The 16715-nt window shown below is 67.5% G+C and carries 17 protein-coding genes and 1 tRNA gene; 11 read left to right on the top strand and 7 right to left on the bottom strand.

Annotated features, from left to right (window positions below):
• Positions 1-65 precede the first annotated feature (65 nt).
• The 3 genes from NMI01S_RS03875 to NMI01S_RS03865 all read left to right on the top strand — a co-directional run bounded on the left by NMI01S_RS03875 (position 66) and on the right by NMI01S_RS03865 (position 3744).
• Entirely contained in the window at positions 66-635 is a 570-nt protein-coding gene (locus tag NMI01S_RS03875; protein WP_245716689.1) for a YdeI/OmpD-associated family protein, read from the top strand.
• 57 nt (positions 636-692) lie between these two features.
• A tRNA-Thr gene (locus tag NMI01S_RS03870) sits at positions 693-768 on the top strand.
• 261 nt (positions 769-1029) lie between these two features.
• Complete coding sequence (locus NMI01S_RS03865; protein ID WP_157126022.1) at positions 1030-3744, top strand: FHA domain-containing protein; 2715 nt, start codon at positions 1030-1032, stop codon at positions 3742-3744.
• Between the two features lie 14 nt (positions 3745-3758).
• Here NMI01S_RS03865 and NMI01S_RS34685 read toward each other — a convergent pair whose 3' ends face one another.
• Complete coding sequence (locus NMI01S_RS34685) at positions 3759-3905, bottom strand: hypothetical protein (RefSeq protein WP_157126021.1); 147 nt, start codon at positions 3903-3905, stop codon at positions 3759-3761.
• A gap of 52 nt (positions 3906-3957) precedes the next feature.
• Here NMI01S_RS34685 and NMI01S_RS03860 point away from each other — a divergent pair, with 52 nt between their 5' ends.
• On the top strand, positions 3958-6360 hold the full coding sequence (locus tag NMI01S_RS03860; protein ID WP_062994789.1) for a serine/threonine-protein kinase: 2403 nt from the start codon (positions 3958-3960) through the stop codon (positions 6358-6360).
• 263 nt (positions 6361-6623) lie between these two features.
• The gene (locus tag NMI01S_RS35260) at positions 6624-6779 is read left to right on the top strand and encodes a DUF6131 family protein (RefSeq protein WP_086006819.1); all 156 of its coding nucleotides are present in this window, start codon (positions 6624-6626) and stop codon (positions 6777-6779) included.
• 97 nt (positions 6780-6876) lie between these two features.
• Here the strand turns inward: NMI01S_RS35260 and NMI01S_RS03850 are convergent, their stop codons facing one another.
• From NMI01S_RS03850 to NMI01S_RS03840, 3 genes are all read right to left on the bottom strand, one after another.
• Positions 6877-7728, bottom strand: a complete 852-nt coding sequence (locus NMI01S_RS03850) for an alpha/beta fold hydrolase (RefSeq protein WP_062994561.1) — start codon at positions 7726-7728, stop codon at positions 6877-6879.
• Between the two features lie 42 nt (positions 7729-7770).
• A complete protein-coding gene (locus NMI01S_RS03845; protein WP_062994560.1) occupies positions 7771-8628 on the bottom strand; it encodes a cyclopropane mycolic acid synthase family methyltransferase in 858 nt (285 codons plus the stop codon).
• A 176-nt stretch (positions 8629-8804) separates the two neighbouring features.
• On the bottom strand, positions 8805-10763 hold the full coding sequence (locus NMI01S_RS03840) for a heavy metal translocating P-type ATPase (RefSeq protein ID WP_062994559.1): 1959 nt from the start codon (positions 10761-10763) through the stop codon (positions 8805-8807).
• A gap of 94 nt (positions 10764-10857) precedes the next feature.
• Between NMI01S_RS03840 and NMI01S_RS03835 the strand changes: the two genes are divergently transcribed.
• Both NMI01S_RS03835 and NMI01S_RS03830 read left to right on the top strand, forming a co-directional pair.
• Positions 10858-11220: an ArsR/SmtB family transcription factor gene (locus NMI01S_RS03835; RefSeq protein ID WP_062962144.1), complete on the top strand. Its 363-nt coding sequence runs from the start codon at positions 10858-10860 to the stop codon at positions 11218-11220.
• Positions 11221-11490: 270 nt separating this feature from the next.
• Positions 11491-11835, top strand: coding sequence for a YrdB family protein (locus tag NMI01S_RS03830; protein WP_062994558.1), 345 nt, complete (start codon positions 11491-11493; stop codon positions 11833-11835).
• Positions 11836-11869: 34 nt separating this feature from the next.
• Here NMI01S_RS03830 and NMI01S_RS03825 read toward each other — a convergent pair whose 3' ends face one another.
• Together NMI01S_RS03825 and NMI01S_RS03820 are read right to left on the bottom strand one after the other, a co-directional pair.
• Positions 11870-12385, bottom strand: coding sequence for a L,D-transpeptidase (locus NMI01S_RS03825; protein WP_051024145.1), 516 nt, complete (start codon positions 12383-12385; stop codon positions 11870-11872).
• Between the two features lie 172 nt (positions 12386-12557).
• A complete protein-coding gene (locus NMI01S_RS03820) occupies positions 12558-13346 on the bottom strand; it encodes an SDR family oxidoreductase (protein ID WP_062994557.1) in 789 nt (262 codons plus the stop codon).
• A gap of 99 nt (positions 13347-13445) precedes the next feature.
• On the opposite strand from NMI01S_RS03820, the gene NMI01S_RS03815 reads away from it, so the two are divergent.
• The 4 genes from NMI01S_RS03815 to NMI01S_RS03800 all read left to right on the top strand — a co-directional run bounded on the left by NMI01S_RS03815 (position 13446) and on the right by NMI01S_RS03800 (position 15200).
• On the top strand, positions 13446-14069 hold the full coding sequence (locus tag NMI01S_RS03815) for a TetR/AcrR family transcriptional regulator (RefSeq protein ID WP_157126020.1): 624 nt from the start codon (positions 13446-13448) through the stop codon (positions 14067-14069).
• Between the two features lie 18 nt (positions 14070-14087).
• Entirely contained in the window at positions 14088-14465 is a 378-nt protein-coding gene (locus NMI01S_RS03810) for a glyoxalase superfamily protein (RefSeq protein WP_062994555.1), read from the top strand.
• A gap of 64 nt (positions 14466-14529) precedes the next feature.
• Positions 14530-14982 (top strand): DUF2752 domain-containing protein, encoded by a 453-nt coding sequence (locus NMI01S_RS03805; protein WP_062994554.1) that lies wholly within the window; start codon positions 14530-14532, stop codon positions 14980-14982.
• 29 nt (positions 14983-15011) lie between these two features.
• Positions 15012-15200 (top strand): hypothetical protein, encoded by a 189-nt coding sequence (locus NMI01S_RS03800; RefSeq protein WP_036497470.1) that lies wholly within the window; start codon positions 15012-15014, stop codon positions 15198-15200.
• Between the two features lie 16 nt (positions 15201-15216).
• On the opposite strand, the gene NMI01S_RS03795 is transcribed toward NMI01S_RS03800, so the two are convergent.
• Positions 15217-16683 carry an aminotransferase class V-fold PLP-dependent enzyme gene (locus tag NMI01S_RS03795; RefSeq protein WP_084512262.1) on the bottom strand — a complete coding sequence of 489 codons (1467 nt, stop codon included), beginning with the start codon at positions 16681-16683 and terminating at the stop codon, positions 15217-15219.
• Between the last annotated feature and the right edge of the window lie 32 nt (positions 16684-16715).

The following is a 16715-nucleotide window of genomic DNA, read 5'->3' as shown; positions in this document are numbered from 1 at the left end:
GAGAAAAGTGCTCAAAAGATGAGCACTTCGAAGGGCAGCATGGAGTTCGACGAAAGGACGAACCCGTGGTGCGAAAACTCCGAAAACTCCCTGCCGCCAACTGCTTTCCCGATGCCGCCGCCTGGGCCGACTGGCTCGACGGTCACCACACCGACGACGACGGCGCCTGGCTGATGATCGCCCGCAAAGGTTCGTCCGCGCCCCTGATCACCATCGACGAGGCGGCCGAGGTGGCCCTGTGCTACGGCTGGATCGACGGTCACCGGCGCGCTCACGACGACCGCTCGTTCCTTCAGCGTTACTCGCGCCGGCGTCCCGGCAGCACCTGGTCCCAGGTGAATGTCGTGCGAGCCGAGGCCCTGATCGCCACGGGCCGGATGCGCCCACCCGGCCTCCGCGCGGTCGAGGCCGCCCGCGCCGACGGGCGTTGGGATGCCGCTTACGCGCCCCAGCGCTCGGCACCCGTTCCGCCCGAGCTTTCCGAGGCCCTGGCCGCAGATACCGCGGCGGCGGATCGCTTCGCCGCTCTGGACCGAACCGCCCGCTACCTCCTGGTCCTACCCCTGCTGAAGGCCCGGACACCGACCACCAAGGCCCGCCGCCTGGCCGAGATCATGTCGACGCTGCGGCGATGACCTGCCGTTTTCGTGTTCGGTCACCGAAGACGATAGACTCGCACCGCCGAAAGGCACGCCGCCTTAGCTCAGTCGGTAGAGCGCTTCACTCGTAATGAAAAGGTCGGGGGTTCGATTCCCCCAGGCGGCTCCACCTTTTTCCTCGTGCCGAGAGCCGTTGACGACAGTTCCTGACGACAATCTGGGCCCGGCCGGCGCGGGGCAACCGAAGACCAACGGGCCGGGGCCATCCGACGCCGGCCGAACGGGCTGATATGCCGATGACCGTGCCACTGCCTCGTGGTCGACGTGGAAGACGGGTGGCGCGGTCACGGCTGTGGGAAAAATATGGGATGTGTCGGAATTCTCGGCGCGATGAATCAATGGGAATATTCAGCTTCGACATTCTGTTCGCGTGCGATCGAATTGGTATTACCGATCCCGTCACGGTGATTTCCGTGGCTGGTTCGGTCGGGTGTCGGTGCAGCGGCTGCACTGCCTCGTCCGCGGCTGCCGGGTGGTGGTGGCTCTCCACTCGCAGGTCGTTCTCGCTGGTCAGCGCGGGTTAGGGCGGCGTGAAAATGGAGCAGAGCGGACACTGCTAGGGAATTCTCGGTGGCCGGCTTTTGCGGCGGCAGGGCGTTTCAAGTCGTATACTCCCGTTATGGCGGATGACCAGTCCTCCACAGAATTTCCCGAGGCGCCCGTTCTTGTGGTGCAGACGCGAGAGCGCGTCTATCGGCTGCACGCGGGAGGTTCATACAATGTCGGCCGCGATCTGGCGGCCGACATCGTGGTGACCGATCCGCGGGTATCTTCCGTGCACGCCGTCTTGGAGCGCGGGTCGGACGGTTGGGAAATCGAGGACGCGCACAGCCTCAACGGCACCTTTTTCGACGGTCAGCGCGTCGAGCGGATGCTGATCGATCATGACGAGACGTTCCAGCTCGGTCACGCCGTGAACGGCGAGCAGTTGTCCTGTTCGGTGGAGGGACAAAAAGGACAGCACGGCGGCGAGTCGTCCGGCGATGTCGGCGGCGACACGATGCTCGTCCCCGATCCCGGCTACCAGCTCGATGATGAAGCCACGAGGACGACGTTCCATCCGGAGGGCCACCCCCGGCAGGTTGCGCGGTCGTCGCCTCCGGCGGCTCACCCCAGCGCGGTCGTCCGGATCGTCTCGGACACATTCCGGATCGGGCGGGCCTCCGACAACGACATCGTCGTGCCCGACCTGATGGTCTCCCGTCATCACGCCGAACTGCGAGTGACCGGCGCGGGCCGGTATCGGGTCGTCGACCTCGACAGCCACAACGGCACCTACGTCAACGGCGCCCGGATCGATTCGGCGGACCTGTCCGAATCCGACTTGATCGGCATGGGACATACCACCTACCGGCTGGTCGGCGACGAACTGCGGGAGTACGTCGACACCGGTGACGTGTCGGTCTCGGTGCAGAACCTCATCGTGCGGACACCGGAAGGCAAGGTTCTCCTCGACGAGGTGAGCTTCCCGATTCCGCAACGCTCGCTCGTCGGGGTCATCGGACCCAGTGGAGCGGGCAAATCGACGTTGCTCGGCGCGGTGACCGGGTTGCGTCCGGCGACAGAGGGGACGGTTCGGTACGACGGACGCGACCTCTACACCGACTACGACGAACTCCGCCACCGCATCGGACTGGTTCCACAAGAAGACATCCTGCACAGCCAACTTCCGACGCGGCGCGCGCTACTGTACGCGGCCGAACTCCGCTTCCCTGGTGACACGCGCCCCGAGGAGCGCGAGCAGCGGGTCGATGAGGTCCTCGCCGAGCTCGGCTTGGCCCGGCATGCCGACACCCGCATCGATAGACTCTCCGGTGGCCAGCGCAAACGGGTGAGCGTCGCACTGGAGTTGCTGACCAAACCGTCCCTGCTGTTCCTCGACGAGCCGACCTCGGGCCTCGACCCGGGCCTGGACAAGACGGTCATGGATATGCTGTCCGAACTGGCCCACGACGGACGCACCGTGATCGTCGTCACCCATAGTGTCGCGAACCTCGATTCCTGCGACCGCCTCCTCGTGTTGGTACCCGGCGGTCGGCTGGCCTATTACGGACCGCCCGCGGAGGGGTTGCAGCAGTTCGGGAAGCGCAGTTGGGCCGAGGTGTTCCAGTCCTTCGACCGCGAGGAGGACCGCGACTGGGCTGCTGAATTCCGGGAATCGCCACGCTTCGAGCAGTACGTGGAGGTCGGGCCGACCGACGATGTGGGCCCGGCGGACGTACACGCACCGGCACCCCCGCCCGCGTCGCAGTCCAAGCTCAGCCAGCTCAGTACGGTGTGCCGACGATACCTGGCGGTCATCGCCTCGGACCGGAGTTACCTGGCGCTGCTCGGCGTGATGCCGCTGATTCTCGGTGGCTTGATCGCCGCAGTGCCGTCGGGCGAGGGTTTCGCCGGGGCGCCCGGAACCAACACCGATGCCCCCACCAAGCTCATGATCTTGGTATTCGGTGCCTGTTTCATCGGCACCGGCAACTCGATTCGCGAGATCGTCAAGGAGCAGACGATCTACCGCAGAGAACGCGCGGCCGGACTGTCCGCAGGGGTCTACCTGATGTCGAAGCTCCTGGTCTTGGGCGTGATCACCATCCTCCAGGCGGCGGTGCTGTTCTTGATCGGCACCATCGGGGTGAGCATGCCGGCGAAAGGCGTATTCACCTCGGTCCCGCTGGAGTTGATCCTGGCGATGGCGCTACTGGGCATTGCCTCGCTGGCGTTGGGCTTGCTGGTCTCGGTGTCAGTCAACACCTCGGAGAAGACGCTGCCACTGCTGATTGTGCTGTCCATGGCGCAGCTGGTGTTCACCGGCGGTTTGGTACGGCTGCCCGGCACCCCTGTTCTGGAACAGCTGTCCTACCTGTCGCCGTCCCGCTGGGGCTACGCCGCGGCAGCGGCCACCCTCGACATGGACACCCTGTCGCCGCACAAGGGCGCACCCGACCCGCTGTGGCGACATGCCCTGGGCACGTGGCTGCTCGACATGGGGGTCGTCGCCGGCCTGGGGTCCGTCTTCCTCGCGCTGGCCGGATACCGGCTGTATCAGCTGCGTCCACGGCGGCGCGGCGCCCGCCTCGCGCGGATTTGACGCCGACACACCGATTACGGCACGACCTCGAAGACGTCGCCCGGATCGACGTGGTCGTAGAAGGCCTTGGCGCCCCGAGGGTCGACCGGATGCAGCCGTGCGATTTCTCCTCGATCGGACCGCCTCTCGGGGATGATGGTGGTGGGTGTGGTGGATCGCATCCATCGCTTCACCGACCGGCCAGTGCGCGGTTCGGATTCGACAGGAGCGGATATGACCGACGGCTCCGGCTCAGACAGTGGCTTCGGACGATCAACGGCCGGAATCGAATCCGGCGCGGTGGCCGCCTTCGCAGCCGCGTGGGAGTCGGCTGCCCCCGCCCCGGCCATCAGCGATTACCTGCCCGACGCAGAGACCTTGCGCTTGGACGCGTTGATCGAACTGATCCGCGTCGACCTGCGCCAGCGCTGGCTGCGCCGGCCCGCGCTCACGCCGTCCGGCGGACCCGAGCCGACCCGCAAGCGGCTCCGGAACTACTGCGCGGAATTCGCCGAGCTGTCGCCGGACCGCGTTCCGGCCAGCCTGGTCTATGAGGAGTTCGTGATCCGCCGGCACAGCGGCGAGCGGGTCGATCCGCGCGAATATCTGCGCGAATATCCCGCGCAAGCGTCCGAGCTGAGCGAGTTGCTCAATGCCGGCGACGAGGATCAGAGCACTCAACGCGCCGGTGCGGACCCGACTGCCATCGCCTCGACCATGGTCTCCCCCGAAGGCACCCGCACCACCGGCGACCTGTTCGCCGAACAGGAGACGACGGGATCGCAGGTCGCTCGGCTGGACAGCATCCAGGTAGGCGATTGCATCGATGATTTCGATCTGCTCACCGGGCTGGGGAGCGGAGCCTTCGCGCGGGTGTTCCTGGCCCGGCAGCGCTCGTTGCAGCGGCTGGTGGCGGTGAAGATCTCCGCCGACCGCGGCACCGAACCGCAGACGCTGGCCCAGCTCGACCACGACTACATCGTCCGAATCTTCGACCAGCGGCTGCTGGGCGAACTGGACCCGCACGGCGATTCCCACAGCCGCCGAATGCGGCTGCTGTACATGCAGTTTCTGCCCGGTGGCACCCTGCTGGGTGTGTTGCGCTGGGTCCGGTCCACCCCTGCCGACCAGCGCAGCGGTCGGTTGCTGCTGGCCGCGGTCGACGCCGCGATGGAGGAGAAGGGTGAGATCCGCCCGACCGATTCCAGCGTGCGCGCCGAGATCGCGGCGCTGTCGTGGCCGGAAACCGTGGCCTGGCTGGGCCGCCGGCTCGCCGAGGCGCTGGCCTACGCCGACGAGCACGGCGTGCTGCATCGCGACGTCAAACCGGCGAACGTGCTGCTCACCGCGGAGGCGGTGCCGAAACTCGCCGATTTCAACATCAGTTTCAGCCGCGCGGTGGCCGGCGCCAATCCGGTGGCGTACTTCGGTGGGTCGCTGTCGTACATGTCGCCGGAACAGTTGGAGGCCTGCCATCCCGGCTACCGTCGTTCCGCCGACGATCTGGATACCCGTTCCGACATCTACTCGCTGGGTGTGGTGCTGTGGGAGCTGCTGACCGCTGCCAAGCCGTTCGACGACCGCACCGCGGGTGAGCGCAGCGACTCCACCGCGCTGGGGGCGATGCTCGCACGTCGTCGTGCTGGTGTGGATTCGGCTGCGCTGCAACGGATTCCGCCCGATTGTCCGGCGGCACTGCGCAGGGTGTTGCTGACCTGCCTGGCGCCCACGCGTGACAAGCGGTGGTCCAACGGCAACGAACTGGCCCAGCAGTTCGAACTGTGCCTGGACGCGCGGGCCCGCGAACTGGTGGATCCGGCACCCACCAGCTGGCGTTTCCGGGCGCGGAGGTGGCTGGTGCCGCTGGTGGTGCTGGCCTTCGGCGTCCCGAATGTGCTTGCGGCCGTGTACAACACGGTGCACAATCGAACCCTGATCATCGACCGGATGAGTGTGCCCGCCCAGCACACATGGTGGATTTTCACCAGCACGGTGAACGCGGTCTTCTTCCCGGTGGGCGTCGTGACCGTGCTGTACTTGTCGCGCTATCTGCTCACCGTTCGGCGCGGTATGCGGCGCGGACGCGACTATGACTCCCGGATACTCGCCCGAGCCAGATCCGATGCCCTGCTGTTCGGTGATCGGTGTGTGGTGGTGGCGTTCTCGCTCTGGAGCCTGTCGGCGATTCTGTTCCCGCTCGTGCTGCACTTCGCGACCCACGAGCTCACCGGACAGGAGATGGTGCACTTCGTGGGCGGGCTGCTGGTGTGCGGCGGGATGGCGGTGGCATATCCGTTCTTCCTGGTGACGTTCTACATGGTCCGCTGCGTCTACCCGCTGTTTCTCCGGCACGGCGACATCAGCCCCGAGGATGCGGTGCGCCTGCGCCGGCTCGATCGCCGCTGCAACGGATATCTCGCGGTGGCGGCGTCGGTGCCACTGCTGGCGGTGGCCGGGGTGACATTCCTGCCGCTGAGCGATACTCCGAAGATCATCGTCGCGGTGCGGGTGTTGTGCGTGGGGTCCATCGTCGCCTTCGTGGTCGCCTATGTGCTGTTCCGGGCGCTCGAGTTCGATCTACGCGCACTGGAGCGAGTGGTGGATCCTGAACATCAGGAGGCTGCCGCTCGGCTATGAGTTTCACGGATATCGGATCGGACCGCGGTGATCCCGCGGTGGCGGTGGTGGCACGTTTCGCCGCGGACTGGGCGGCGAGCCGGCCGACAGCCGTCGACGAGCCAGGCTTCTCCTCGTTTCCAACGCCCCGATCAGCGAATCGTCCATGTGGTGAAGAGAGTTCGTTTCACTCCGAGATATGCGGGTATCGGATGGTTCGAGCCACCGCTGATCGCAGCCGGTCGCCGGATCGGTGCGAGGTGAGCGAAAGTGAGGAGATTGCTGTGATCACTCTCGGGGTTGTCCTTCTGGTTCTCGGGTTCCTGCTCGGGATTCCGATCCTGTGGACTCTGGGCATCATCGCGCTGGTCGTGGGGGCGGCGCTGGCTCTGTTGGGAGCGCTGGGCCGCCCGGTGGCCGGCCGTGCGCACTACTACTGACGCACTCGGCCGCCGCGGGCTGCGCGCGGCAGCGGCGTGACAACGCGACCGCCCCGGAATCCGATTTCCGGGGCGGTCGCGCATATGTCGCGGGATGTCAGCGCAACAGGAACTCCGTGGTGATCCGCTCGAACGCCTCCTTGGCCTCGATCATCACCCAGTGTCCGCAGTTCGGGAAGATGTGCAGTTCGGCGTTGGGAATCAGGCGCATCGGAATCATCGGCATGTCGGGTGGGCACTGCCGGTCGTCGCGACCCCAGGTCAGCAGGGTGGGGCACTGCACGGTACCCAGCATGGACCAGTACGGCGGCACGCCGGAGGCGGCCATCATCTGCTGTTGCGCGGCGAACGCCCGGGAGCCGTACATCGCCGCGAGCGTCTGGTGCGAGTCCGGGTCCTTCGCGGTTTCCCAGCGCTCCTCGATCCGTTCCTCGGTGATCAGGGCGCGGTCGTAGACCATGCATTCCAGCCAGCGCACCAGTTTCTCGCGACTCGGTGCGTCGGCGAATTCCTGCAGCAGTCGCGTGCCCTCGCTCGGGTTCTGGCTGAAGATGTTGGGGCCCACCCCGCCGATGGTGACCAATTTGCGCACGCGCGCAGGGTGTTTCATCGCCACGTTGACGCCGACCACCCCGCCCATCGAGTTGCCGATCATCGCGGCGGATTCGATGCCCAGCGCATCCATGAATCGGACGACAGACGACCCGGCGGTCAGCACGGGATGCCCGTCGACGGGATCGCTCACTCCGAATCCCGGGAACTCCAGCACGTAGCAGTGGAACCTGTCCGCGAACGCGCCGAGATTGCCTCGGTAGTTCCGCCACCCGCTGACGCCGATCCCGGAGCCGTGCAGCAGCAACAGCGGCGGACCCTCCCCGGCCTCGTGGTATCGCAGCACGCCCTTGTCCGTCGAGATCTCCCGCGCGGTCCCCTCGTAACTCACATCCATGCCGCCACACTAGAACAGGTTTCAGTTCTGTGGCGGGAGCCGTCACGCCAGCAGGACGTGCTGGCGGACGTCGATGTAGCCGTCGCGGAAGAGGTCGGCGCAGCCGGTCAGGTAGCGGATGTAGCGATCGTAGACGGTGGGGGAGGTCAGGGCGACGGCTTCGGGCCGGTGGTCGCGGAGGGCCTGGGCCCAGAGGTCGAGGGTGTGGGCGTAGTGCGGCTGCAACGATTGGACGTCGTGCAGGGTGAAGCCGGCCCGCCCGGCGTATTCGCCGATCCACTGCGGCTGCGGAAGTTGCCCGCCGGGGAAGATCTCGTCGAGGACGAACTTGCTGAACGCCAGATATTCGTGGGTGAGGGGGATGCCCATCTCGCGGAGTTGGTGGCGGTGGAAGCCGATGATGGTGTGCAGCATCATGCGGCCGTCCGGGGGCAGCAGCCGATGACAGCGGTCGAAGAACGCGTCGTAGCGTTCGCGCCGGAAATGCTCGAAGGCTCCGATCGAGACGATCCGGTCGACCGGATGGTCGAATTCCTCCCACCCGCGCAGATGCACCTCGCCGGTGCCGGGCGGCAGCCGGTCCAGCAGCTCTTTCACGTGTTCGTACTGGTTGTGGCTCAGCGTCAGGCCGATCACACGCACGTCGTATTTCTCGACGGCGCGCAGCATGGTCGAACCCCAGCCGCAGCCGATGTCGAGCAGGGTCATCCCCGGATGCAGATCGCATTTGCCGAGCGACAGGTCGATCTTGGCGAGCTGTGCCTGTTCCAGGGTGAGGTCCGGTTCGCGGAAGTACGCGCAACTGTAGGTGCGCGTGGGATCCAGGAAGAGGGCGAAGAAATCGTCGGACAGGTCGTAGTGGGCCTGCACGTCGGCGTAGAACGGTGACAGATCGGTCATGGTGACCTCTGGTGGTCGGTTTCGGGAAACGTCCTGTCTCTGATAAGAGGTACCCCGGCGGTGGGTTCGCCCCGGCCGCCGCACCGTGCGCGTTCGACCAGTATGCACCTCTCGCCATCGCGGAGGGGCGCGATCGGCGGATCGGCCGAGGTCCGGGCATGTGGCCGCCGAAACCGTCAGTCGTTCCCGCGCGCCGTCCCGCTCTCCCACGCGCGGCGCCGAAGCAGGCGCAGACCGTTGAGCCCGACGATGACCGTGGAACCCTCGTGACCGGCCACGCCCAGTGGTAGCGGAAGGTGGCCGACGAGATCCCAGGTGGTCAGGACGGCGATGAAGGTCGCGGCGATGATCAGATTGGCGATCACGGTGCGGCGCGCGCGGCGCGACAGAGCGATGACCGCGGGGACGGTGGTCAGGTCGTCGCGGATGACGACCGCGTCGGCGGTGTGCAGCGTGAGGTCGGATCCGTTGCCGCCCATAGCGATTCCGGCGTGCGCGGCGGCGAGCGCGGGTGCGTCGTTGATGCCGTCGCCCACCGCCGTGACCCGGTCGCCCGCGGCTTCCAGTTCTTCGATCGCGGCGACCTTACCTTCCGGCAGCAGCTCCGCCCGGACATCGGTGAGCCCGAGCCGGCCGGCGAGCTGCCGGGCCGCGGCGAGATTGTCGCCGGTGAGCAGAACCGGTGTGGCTCCGGTGATTTCGGTGAGCGCGGCGACGGAATCGGCCGCTTCGGGACGTGCCTGATCGGTGATGCCGGCGATCGCGATCGGCCGGCGCTCGCGCCGCACGATCACAGCGGTGTGCCCCGCGGCTTGGATCTCGGCCACGACCGCCGCGGCGTCGGTGTCAGCCGAATTCAGCAGTGCGGCAGGCGATCCCACCTCGATGACGTGACCGTCCACGGTGGCGGTGACTCCGCGACCGGGTTGCGCGCTGAAGTGGTCGACGGGCGGCAGCGCGAGTCCGCGTTCATGACAGGCGCGGACGACCGCGGTGGCCAGCGGGTGCTCGCTCGAGTATTCCGCGCCCGCCGCCCAGCGCAGGACCTCCTCGGCCGTGCTCGGGCAACCGGGCAGCACCCGGATATCGGTGAGTGCCGGGACGCCGCGGGTGAGCGTGCCGGTCTTGTCGAAGGCCACGCGAGTGGTGCTGCCCAGCCGTTCCATCACGACCGCGGATTTCACCAGCACGCCGTGCCGGCCGGCGTTGGCGATCGCGGCGAGCAGGGGCGGCATGGTGGACAGCACCACCGCGCACGGTGAGGCGACGATCATGAACGTCATGGCGCGAAGCAGCGAATCGCGCAGCGCCGCACCGAAGATCAACGGCACGGCGAACACCGCGAGCGTCACCGCGACCATGCCCACCGAATAGCGCTGCTCGATCTTCTCGATGAACAGCTGTGCCCGCGCCTTGGTCCGGCCGGCCTGTTCGACCAGCGCGGCGATCCGGGCCACCACCGAATCCTCGGCCCGGCGCACGACCCGCACGCGCAGCACGCCGGTGCCGTTCGAGGTTCCGGCGAACACCTGGTCACCGGGAGTTTTGTCCACCGGCATGGGCTCGCCGGTGATGGTTGCCTGGTCGACCTCGCTCGCGCCCGCCACGACCGCGCCGTCGGCCGCGATGCGATCTCCGGGGCGGACGAGGATCACATCACCCACTTCCAGATCCGCTGCCCTGACGGTTGTTTCGACGCCGTCGTCGATCCGGGTGGCGGTGTCGGGGGCCAGATCGAGCAGCCCGCGCACCGAATCCTCGGTGCGCGCGGTCGCGAACGCCTCCAGCGCGCCCGAGGTGGCGAAGATGACGATCAGCAGTGCGCCGTCGGTGATCTGCCCGATCGCGGCGGCGCCGATCGCGGCCACCACCATCAGCAGGTCGACGTCCAGCGTCCTTTCGCGCAGGGCGCGCACTCCGGCCACGGCGGGTTCCCAGCCGCCGGTGAGATAGCAGGCCAGATAGAGCGACCACCACACCTCGGGAGGTGTGTGCAGGAGCCGGGCCGCCGAGCCGGCCGCGAAGAGCAGGAGAGCCGCTGCGGCCCAACGAATTTCGGGAAGCGTGAACAACCGCGTCCGCCGCGCCGGTATCGCCGTGAGCGCGGCGGGTCGCGTGGCGGCCGGTGCGGACACGAGAAACCTCCGAAGGTCGGGAGCGGACAACCCGAGAATAACAGAACACGTGAAGAGGTCTTCATGTATACCTGGTCCGCTAAACTCCACGGTTATGGGACATGGGGTCGAGGGCCGAGATCGGCCGATTGCCCGGCTGGACAGTGAGTCCGCCGCGCATGTGGCGACCACCCTGCAGGCCCTGGCCACGCCGAGCCGGCTGCTGATCCTCAGCGAATTGCGCCAGGGGCCGCGGCCGGTCTCCGAACTCGCCGAGGCGGTGGGGATGGAACAGTCCGCGGTTTCCCATCAGCTCCGCCTGCTGCGCAACCTCGGGCTCGTCACCGGAACTCGCGCGGGGCGCAGCATCGTCTACAGCCTCTACGACACACATGTCGCGCAATTGCTGGACGAGGCGGTGTATCACAGCGAGCATCTGCGACTCGGCCTGTCCGATCGACCGCGAACGGCCGGCTGAGGACGCCTCCGAGGCCCTTTCGTAGACCTCTCGGTCCTGTGGCGAGTCGGCTCGCGGTGTCTTCGTATGTGTTTGCGCCGGCAGGAATCGGCCTGCGGTGGCGGCAAGTGCCGGCCACCTTCGCGGACGTCATCGACCCAGGTCGTCCGATATCGCGTCGATAGCGCGGCCCTTGTGCGCGCTCCCCCCGTTCCTGTTGACAACACCCCACTTCTCGCGCACACTGCTCTTATTAGAGAGCGCTGCTCTCCAGAAAATGAGAGGGCAGTCATGCAGGAACTGTGGAAGTGGGCCAACCTGACCGTCGCGTTCGCCGTGGAACTCGGCGCGCTGGCGGTGCTGGGACTGTGGGGATGGCGCGCCGGTGACAGCACCGTGGTGAAAGCGGTTCTGGCGCTGGGCATCCCGCTGGCCGCCGCGGTGGCGTGGGGAATGTTCGCGGCGCCGAAGGCGAGTTTCGATATTCCGCTGCTCGCGGTGATCACCAAGGTCGTGGTGTTCGGTGGCGCAGCGGCCGCGCTGTGGGGCCTGGGCCGTCGGGTGGCGGCGGTCGTCTTCGCCGGCGTCGTGATCGCGAATCTGCTGGCGATCAAGCTGGGCCACCTGAATTCGTAGCGCGCCGGCCCGGAGTCCGGGCCGGCGCCCACGCTCACGGCACGACTTCGAAGACGTCACCCGGGTTGACGTAGTCGTAGAAAGCCTTGGCGCCCTCGGGAGTCATCCGGATGCAGCCGTGGGACTGCTCCTCGATGGGCCCGATATGGGTGGCGATATCGCCGTTGAAGAAGACGGCCCACCGCATTTCGGCGTTGTGCATGGTGCTCCAGTGGTACGGCTCCTTGAACGCGACATGGAAGGTGCCGGGCGGTGTTTCGTACCCGGGCCGCCCGTGCGAGATGGGGGTCGGACCGTAGACCACGCGGCCGTTGTCCATCAGCCAGCCCTCATTGGTCGACAGGCGCAGGCAGGCGCGTGCGGCGGCCGAACACGGAGCCGAGATCTGGCCGGGCGGGGAGGGTACGAGTTGCGGAACGCCGGGGATGTCGGGGCCGCCGGGCCACACCGGATCGGCGCCCGCGGGCACCGTGACAGCGAATCCGGCGGCCGCGATCGCGGTCGCGGCCGCCGCTCGGATCGTCCATCGGGTGATGCTCGTGCAGTTCATATGCGTCCGACCTCTCTACCCGGCCCGCTGTCCGGCCGAGCCGGGCGGCGGGCACATTCGTCGACAAGCTGGGACGGCACCGTAGGCGATCGATGTGTGCTCGATCACAGTGCATAGTTGATCATTGTGACCCGCCGCGGGTCCCGATGGTGCCGAAGAATCCGGCTTGTTATCACAAATCGGGCAGACCGAGTTCCAGGTTGGGTGCGGCGATACCGCCGTCGATCTCGAGAATCTTGCCGGTGAGATAACTGCCCGCGGGGGAGCACAGGTAGACGATGCCGGCCGCGATATCGGTGGGATCGCCCAGCCGATGCAACGGCGTATCGGCCTCCATCTTCGCCTTGACCTCGGGATTCTGGGCCACGACCTCGAGTGCGGAGGTCAGCACCGAGCCGACCGCGATGCCGTTGACCCGGATCCGCGGCGACAGATCCGCGGCGGCCAGCCGGGTCCAGTGCGCGAGCGCCGCCTTGGCCGTGCCGTAGGCGAGGAAGCCGCGCCCGGGCGCCCGGCCCATCATCGAGGAGATGTTGACCACCGAGCCGCCCTCACCGGCGAGCATGTGCGGGACCGCCGCGCGGGTGAGGGCGTGCGCGGTGGAGACGTTGAAGCGGAACGCCTCTTCGAGGAATTCCGGCGAGGTGGTCAGGAAGGTGTTCGGCATGGTGCCACCGACATTGTTGACCACGATGTCGATGCGGCCGAACTCGGTGGCGGCGGCGTCGGCCAGTGCCGTGACGGCGTCGAGATCCGACAGATCGCAGGCCACGGCGAGGGCGCGCCGGCCCGTCGCGCGGATCTGTTCGGCGACCGCGTCCAGCTGAGACTGCGTGCGGGCGGCGATCGCGACATCGGCGCCCGCCTCGGCCAGGGCGAGGGCGGTGGCGGCGCCGATGCCGCGGCCGGCACCGGTGACGACGGCGACGCGGCCGTCGAGTCGGAATTTGTCCAGGATCATCGCTAGTCCTCTCGATTGTGGTCCTCGCAGTGTTAAGAATGAACTCTTAACTGTCAAGGACTAGTGCTCAATTCCCTGGTAGGACGTATCGTGCTCAGGGTGGAAGCAGTGAGTGCCCGGGAGCGGTTGATGGTGGCGGGGGAACGGCTGATCGCCGAGCGGGGATATCTGGTGCCGCTGCGCGATATCGCGGCCGCGGCCGGGCAGCGCAACAACTCGGCGATCCCGTATCACTTCGGCTCACGCGACGGACTCGTCGAGGCGGTGGTGCAGCAGCGGCTGGCGACCCTGGAGGTGCGCCGGCTGGAGTTGCTGGCACAGCGCCCGGCCGCGGCCGCCGACGATGTGCACACTCTGCTCGACGCGCTGGTCATCCCCATGTTCGAACTGGGAGCGCGTGACGAAAGATCCTATTACGCAAGGTTTCTCGAACAGATCCGCACCCATCCGGCGGTATCGGACGCGGCCAATCTCGACAGCGCCGAACGGACCTCGGTGCGAGTGATCGTGAGCGGGCTCGACCGCGCCCTTACGGACCTGCCGCCGCGCCTGCGGCATCGCCGGCTGCGCAGCCTCACCACGGTGCTGTTCGCGCTGCTGGCCGACCATGAACGGGCCGTCGAGGCGGGGCGGATCGCCGCCGACGACCGCGAGGCCTGGGACCAGGTCATCGACATGCTCGCCGGCACCCTCACCGCGTCGGTCACGACGCGGGCCCGGTGAATATGTGACGATCGGGCCATGCACAGCGACGCGATCGGATTCGCCGCCCCGATACCGGTATTGCGGATCTACGACGTCGGCGTGGCGTACGAGTTCTACCGGGACTTCCTCGGTTTCACCGTGGACTGGGAGCATCGTTTCGGTGCGAATTTCCCGCTGTACACGCAGGTTTCACGTGCGGCGGCCCGGCTGCATCTCAGTGAGCATTACGGCGACGGCACGCCGGGATCGGTGGTGTGGATCGCTGTGGACGATATCGACGCCTGGCAATCCGAGTTGGCCGTGGCGGAATACCGGTTCGCCAAACCCGGGCGGCCGGACGACGGCCCCGGCGGCCGGGGTTTCGCCGTGACCGACCCGTTCGGCAACATCCTGCGATTCGCGCAACCGGCCTGAACCCACATCCGGCGCCGTGGCGATGGCTGGCGGCTCACCCGTGCCGCCGATTACCGTGAACACTGTGGATATCGCGCGCGAGCTGCCCGGCGAACGGTCGGTGCCGCGCACCGGATGGCGTACTCAGGGCGGGCCGCTGCTGGCGGCCGGTGCGGTGGTCGCCGCGGCCACGATGCTGCACTTCCGCGATCCGCACAGCCAGGGGGCGTACGGGATATGTCCGTTCTACGCGCTGACCGGATGGTGGTGCCCGGGATGCGGCGGATTGCGCGCTGTGCACAATCTCACCGAAGGCCGGGTGCTCGACGCGCTGCACAGCAATGTCTTCGTGCTTCCGCTGCTGCTCACCCTCGCATTGTGGTGGGGACGGTGGGCCCTGGGCCGATGGCACGGCAGAGCCGACACCGCCTTTCCGTTCACGCTTCGTGGCCAGGCGCAATGGTGGTTGATCGGGTCGCTCGTGGCGTTCACCGTGGTCCGCAACACCCCGTGGGGTACATGGTTGGCCCCGGTCTAGGCGGGCATGCTGGAAGTATGACCCAGGAAATCGCTGATTCACTGAAGGCTCGGGTTCGCGAGAAGATGCTGCGCCAATTGAACGAGGACGGCGCGCCCGACGCCGAACAGGACGATCCGCGCCAGATCGCCATCGAGAAGGACCTCGAGGCCATCGATTCCGTTCCCGACGGCGATCCGCTGATCGAAGAATTGGCCGCCCGCTACCTCGTGCCGTGAATCGAATCGTGCCGAATCAGATCGTGCAGGGTGCCGCGCCCTGCCCCGCCTCGGTCAAGCCGGGCCGGGTCTCCGGCAGCGGGGACCACTGACCGCCGGCATACGTGTAAGTCCACGACGCTCCGTCTCGAACCAGTCGGCTCAGCGCCTCGATCAGGCGATCCACATCCGCGACCGACGTGCCCAAACCGATGCTCGCGCGCACCGCGCCGTCGACACCGAGCCGCCGCAGCAGAGGATGGGCGCAGAATCGCCCGTCGCGCACGCCGATGCCGAATTCGGCCGACAGATACGCCGCCACCCGGCCGGGCTCGAACCCGTCGACGGTGAACGCGACGATGCCCACACTGTCCGCGCTGTCGGAGAAGATCCGCAGTTGCCGAAGGCCCGCAACGGTTTTCAGTCCGTCGCGCAGGCGGTGGATCAGATGGTGTTCGTGCTCGACCACGGCCTGTTCGTCGAGGGCGTACAACGTTTCGCAGGCCGCCGCGACGGCCGCCGCGCCCAAGACGTTCGGTGATCCCGCCTCGTGCCGCTGCGGCGCGGGCGCCCAGTGCGCCTGCTCGGTGGTGACGGCGGTGACCGCCCCGCCGCCGGCCAGATACGGCGGCGCCGCGTCCAGCCAGTCCCGGCGGCCCACCAGCACCCCGGCGCCGAAGGGCGCGTACAACTTGTGCCCGGAGAAGGCCAGGTAGTCGATGCCGGTTCCGCCGGATTCCGCGAACGACTGCAGGTCGATTCGGCGATGCGGGGCCAGCTGCGCGGCATCGACCAGGATGCGGGCACCGTGGCGATGCGCGATCGCGGTCAGGTCCGCCAGCGGCAGCACCTCACCGGTCACATTCGACGCCCCCGTAACCGCAAGCAGCGCAGCGGGTTCGGCGCACAGCTCGGCCTCGATCCGCCGCAGCGTCTCCGCGATCGTCTCGGCGGCGGGAACCACCCGGCGGCCGCGGCGCGTCCAGGGCAGGAAATTCGCGTGGTGTTCGATATCGAGCACCACGGTGTCGCCGGGAACGCAGCAGGCCAGCAGATTCAGCGAATCGGTGGTGTTGCGGGTGAACACCACCACCTGGTCGTCGGCGCAGTTCACCGCCCGTGCGACCGAAACACGCGCGGCCTCGTAGCGATCGGTGCTGATACGGGAGGCGTATCCGGCGCCGCGGTGCACGCTGGCGTAGTAGGGGAGCAGCTCGTTCACGCGCTCGGTGACCTGGGCCAGGGCGGGGGCGCTGGCGGCGTAGTCGAAGTTGGCGTAGGTGCGGAAACCGCCCTGTATCAACGGAACTCGCAGATCGCAGCCGGAGACGCGCGCGATCGGCGCACCGGTGCGGCAGGCACGGCTGGCGTGGCCGGCGCAGGCGGACGCCGAGCAGGTGCAGGAGGCGCCGGAGCGGGAGGTGCAGCCTCGGTGCGAGCAAACCTGTTCCGGGACAACGGTTTCGGCGGTAGCGGCGGCAATTGTCGAGACAGCAGTACGCATCGGGGGTATCCCTTTGTTCAGGGACTCCGGAT

Origin of the sequence: Nocardia mikamii NBRC 108933, from assembly GCF_001613505.1 — a bacterium.
Classification (GTDB): Bacteria; Actinomycetota; Actinomycetes; order Mycobacteriales; family Mycobacteriaceae; genus Nocardia; species Nocardia mikamii.
Note: the sequence above shows the minus strand (reverse complement) of the source record. Positions and strands in the feature narration are given on the sequence as shown.

Bases quoted from the DNA above. Each gene is read 5' to 3' on its own strand.
- NMI01S_RS34685 (WP_157126021.1), bottom strand. From the start codon at position 3,905: ATGCGATCCACCACACCCACCACCATCATCCCCGAGAGGCGGTCCGAT.
- NMI01S_RS03835 (WP_062962144.1), top strand. From the start codon at position 10,858: ATGGGACATGGGGTCGAGGGCCGAGATCGGCCGATTGCCCGGCTGGAC.
- NMI01S_RS03795 (WP_084512262.1), bottom strand. From the start codon at position 16,683: ATGCGTACTGCTGTCTCGACAATTGCCGCCGCTACCGCCGAAACCGTT.
- NMI01S_RS03825 (WP_051024145.1), bottom strand. From the start codon at position 12,385: ATGAACTGCACGAGCATCACCCGATGGACGATCCGAGCGGCGGCCGCG.
- NMI01S_RS03820 (WP_062994557.1), bottom strand. From the start codon at position 13,346: ATGATCCTGGACAAATTCCGACTCGACGGCCGCGTCGCCGTCGTCACC.
- NMI01S_RS03810 (WP_062994555.1), top strand. From the start codon at position 14,088: ATGCACAGCGACGCGATCGGATTCGCCGCCCCGATACCGGTATTGCGG.
- NMI01S_RS03845 (WP_062994560.1), bottom strand. From the start codon at position 8,628: ATGACCGATCTGTCACCGTTCTACGCCGACGTGCAGGCCCACTACGAC.
- NMI01S_RS03860 (WP_062994789.1), top strand. From the start codon at position 3,958: ATGACCGACGGCTCCGGCTCAGACAGTGGCTTCGGACGATCAACGGCC.
- NMI01S_RS03850 (WP_062994561.1), bottom strand. From the start codon at position 7,728: ATGGATGTGAGTTACGAGGGGACCGCGCGGGAGATCTCGACGGACAAG.
- NMI01S_RS03830 (WP_062994558.1), top strand. From the start codon at position 11,491: ATGCAGGAACTGTGGAAGTGGGCCAACCTGACCGTCGCGTTCGCCGTG.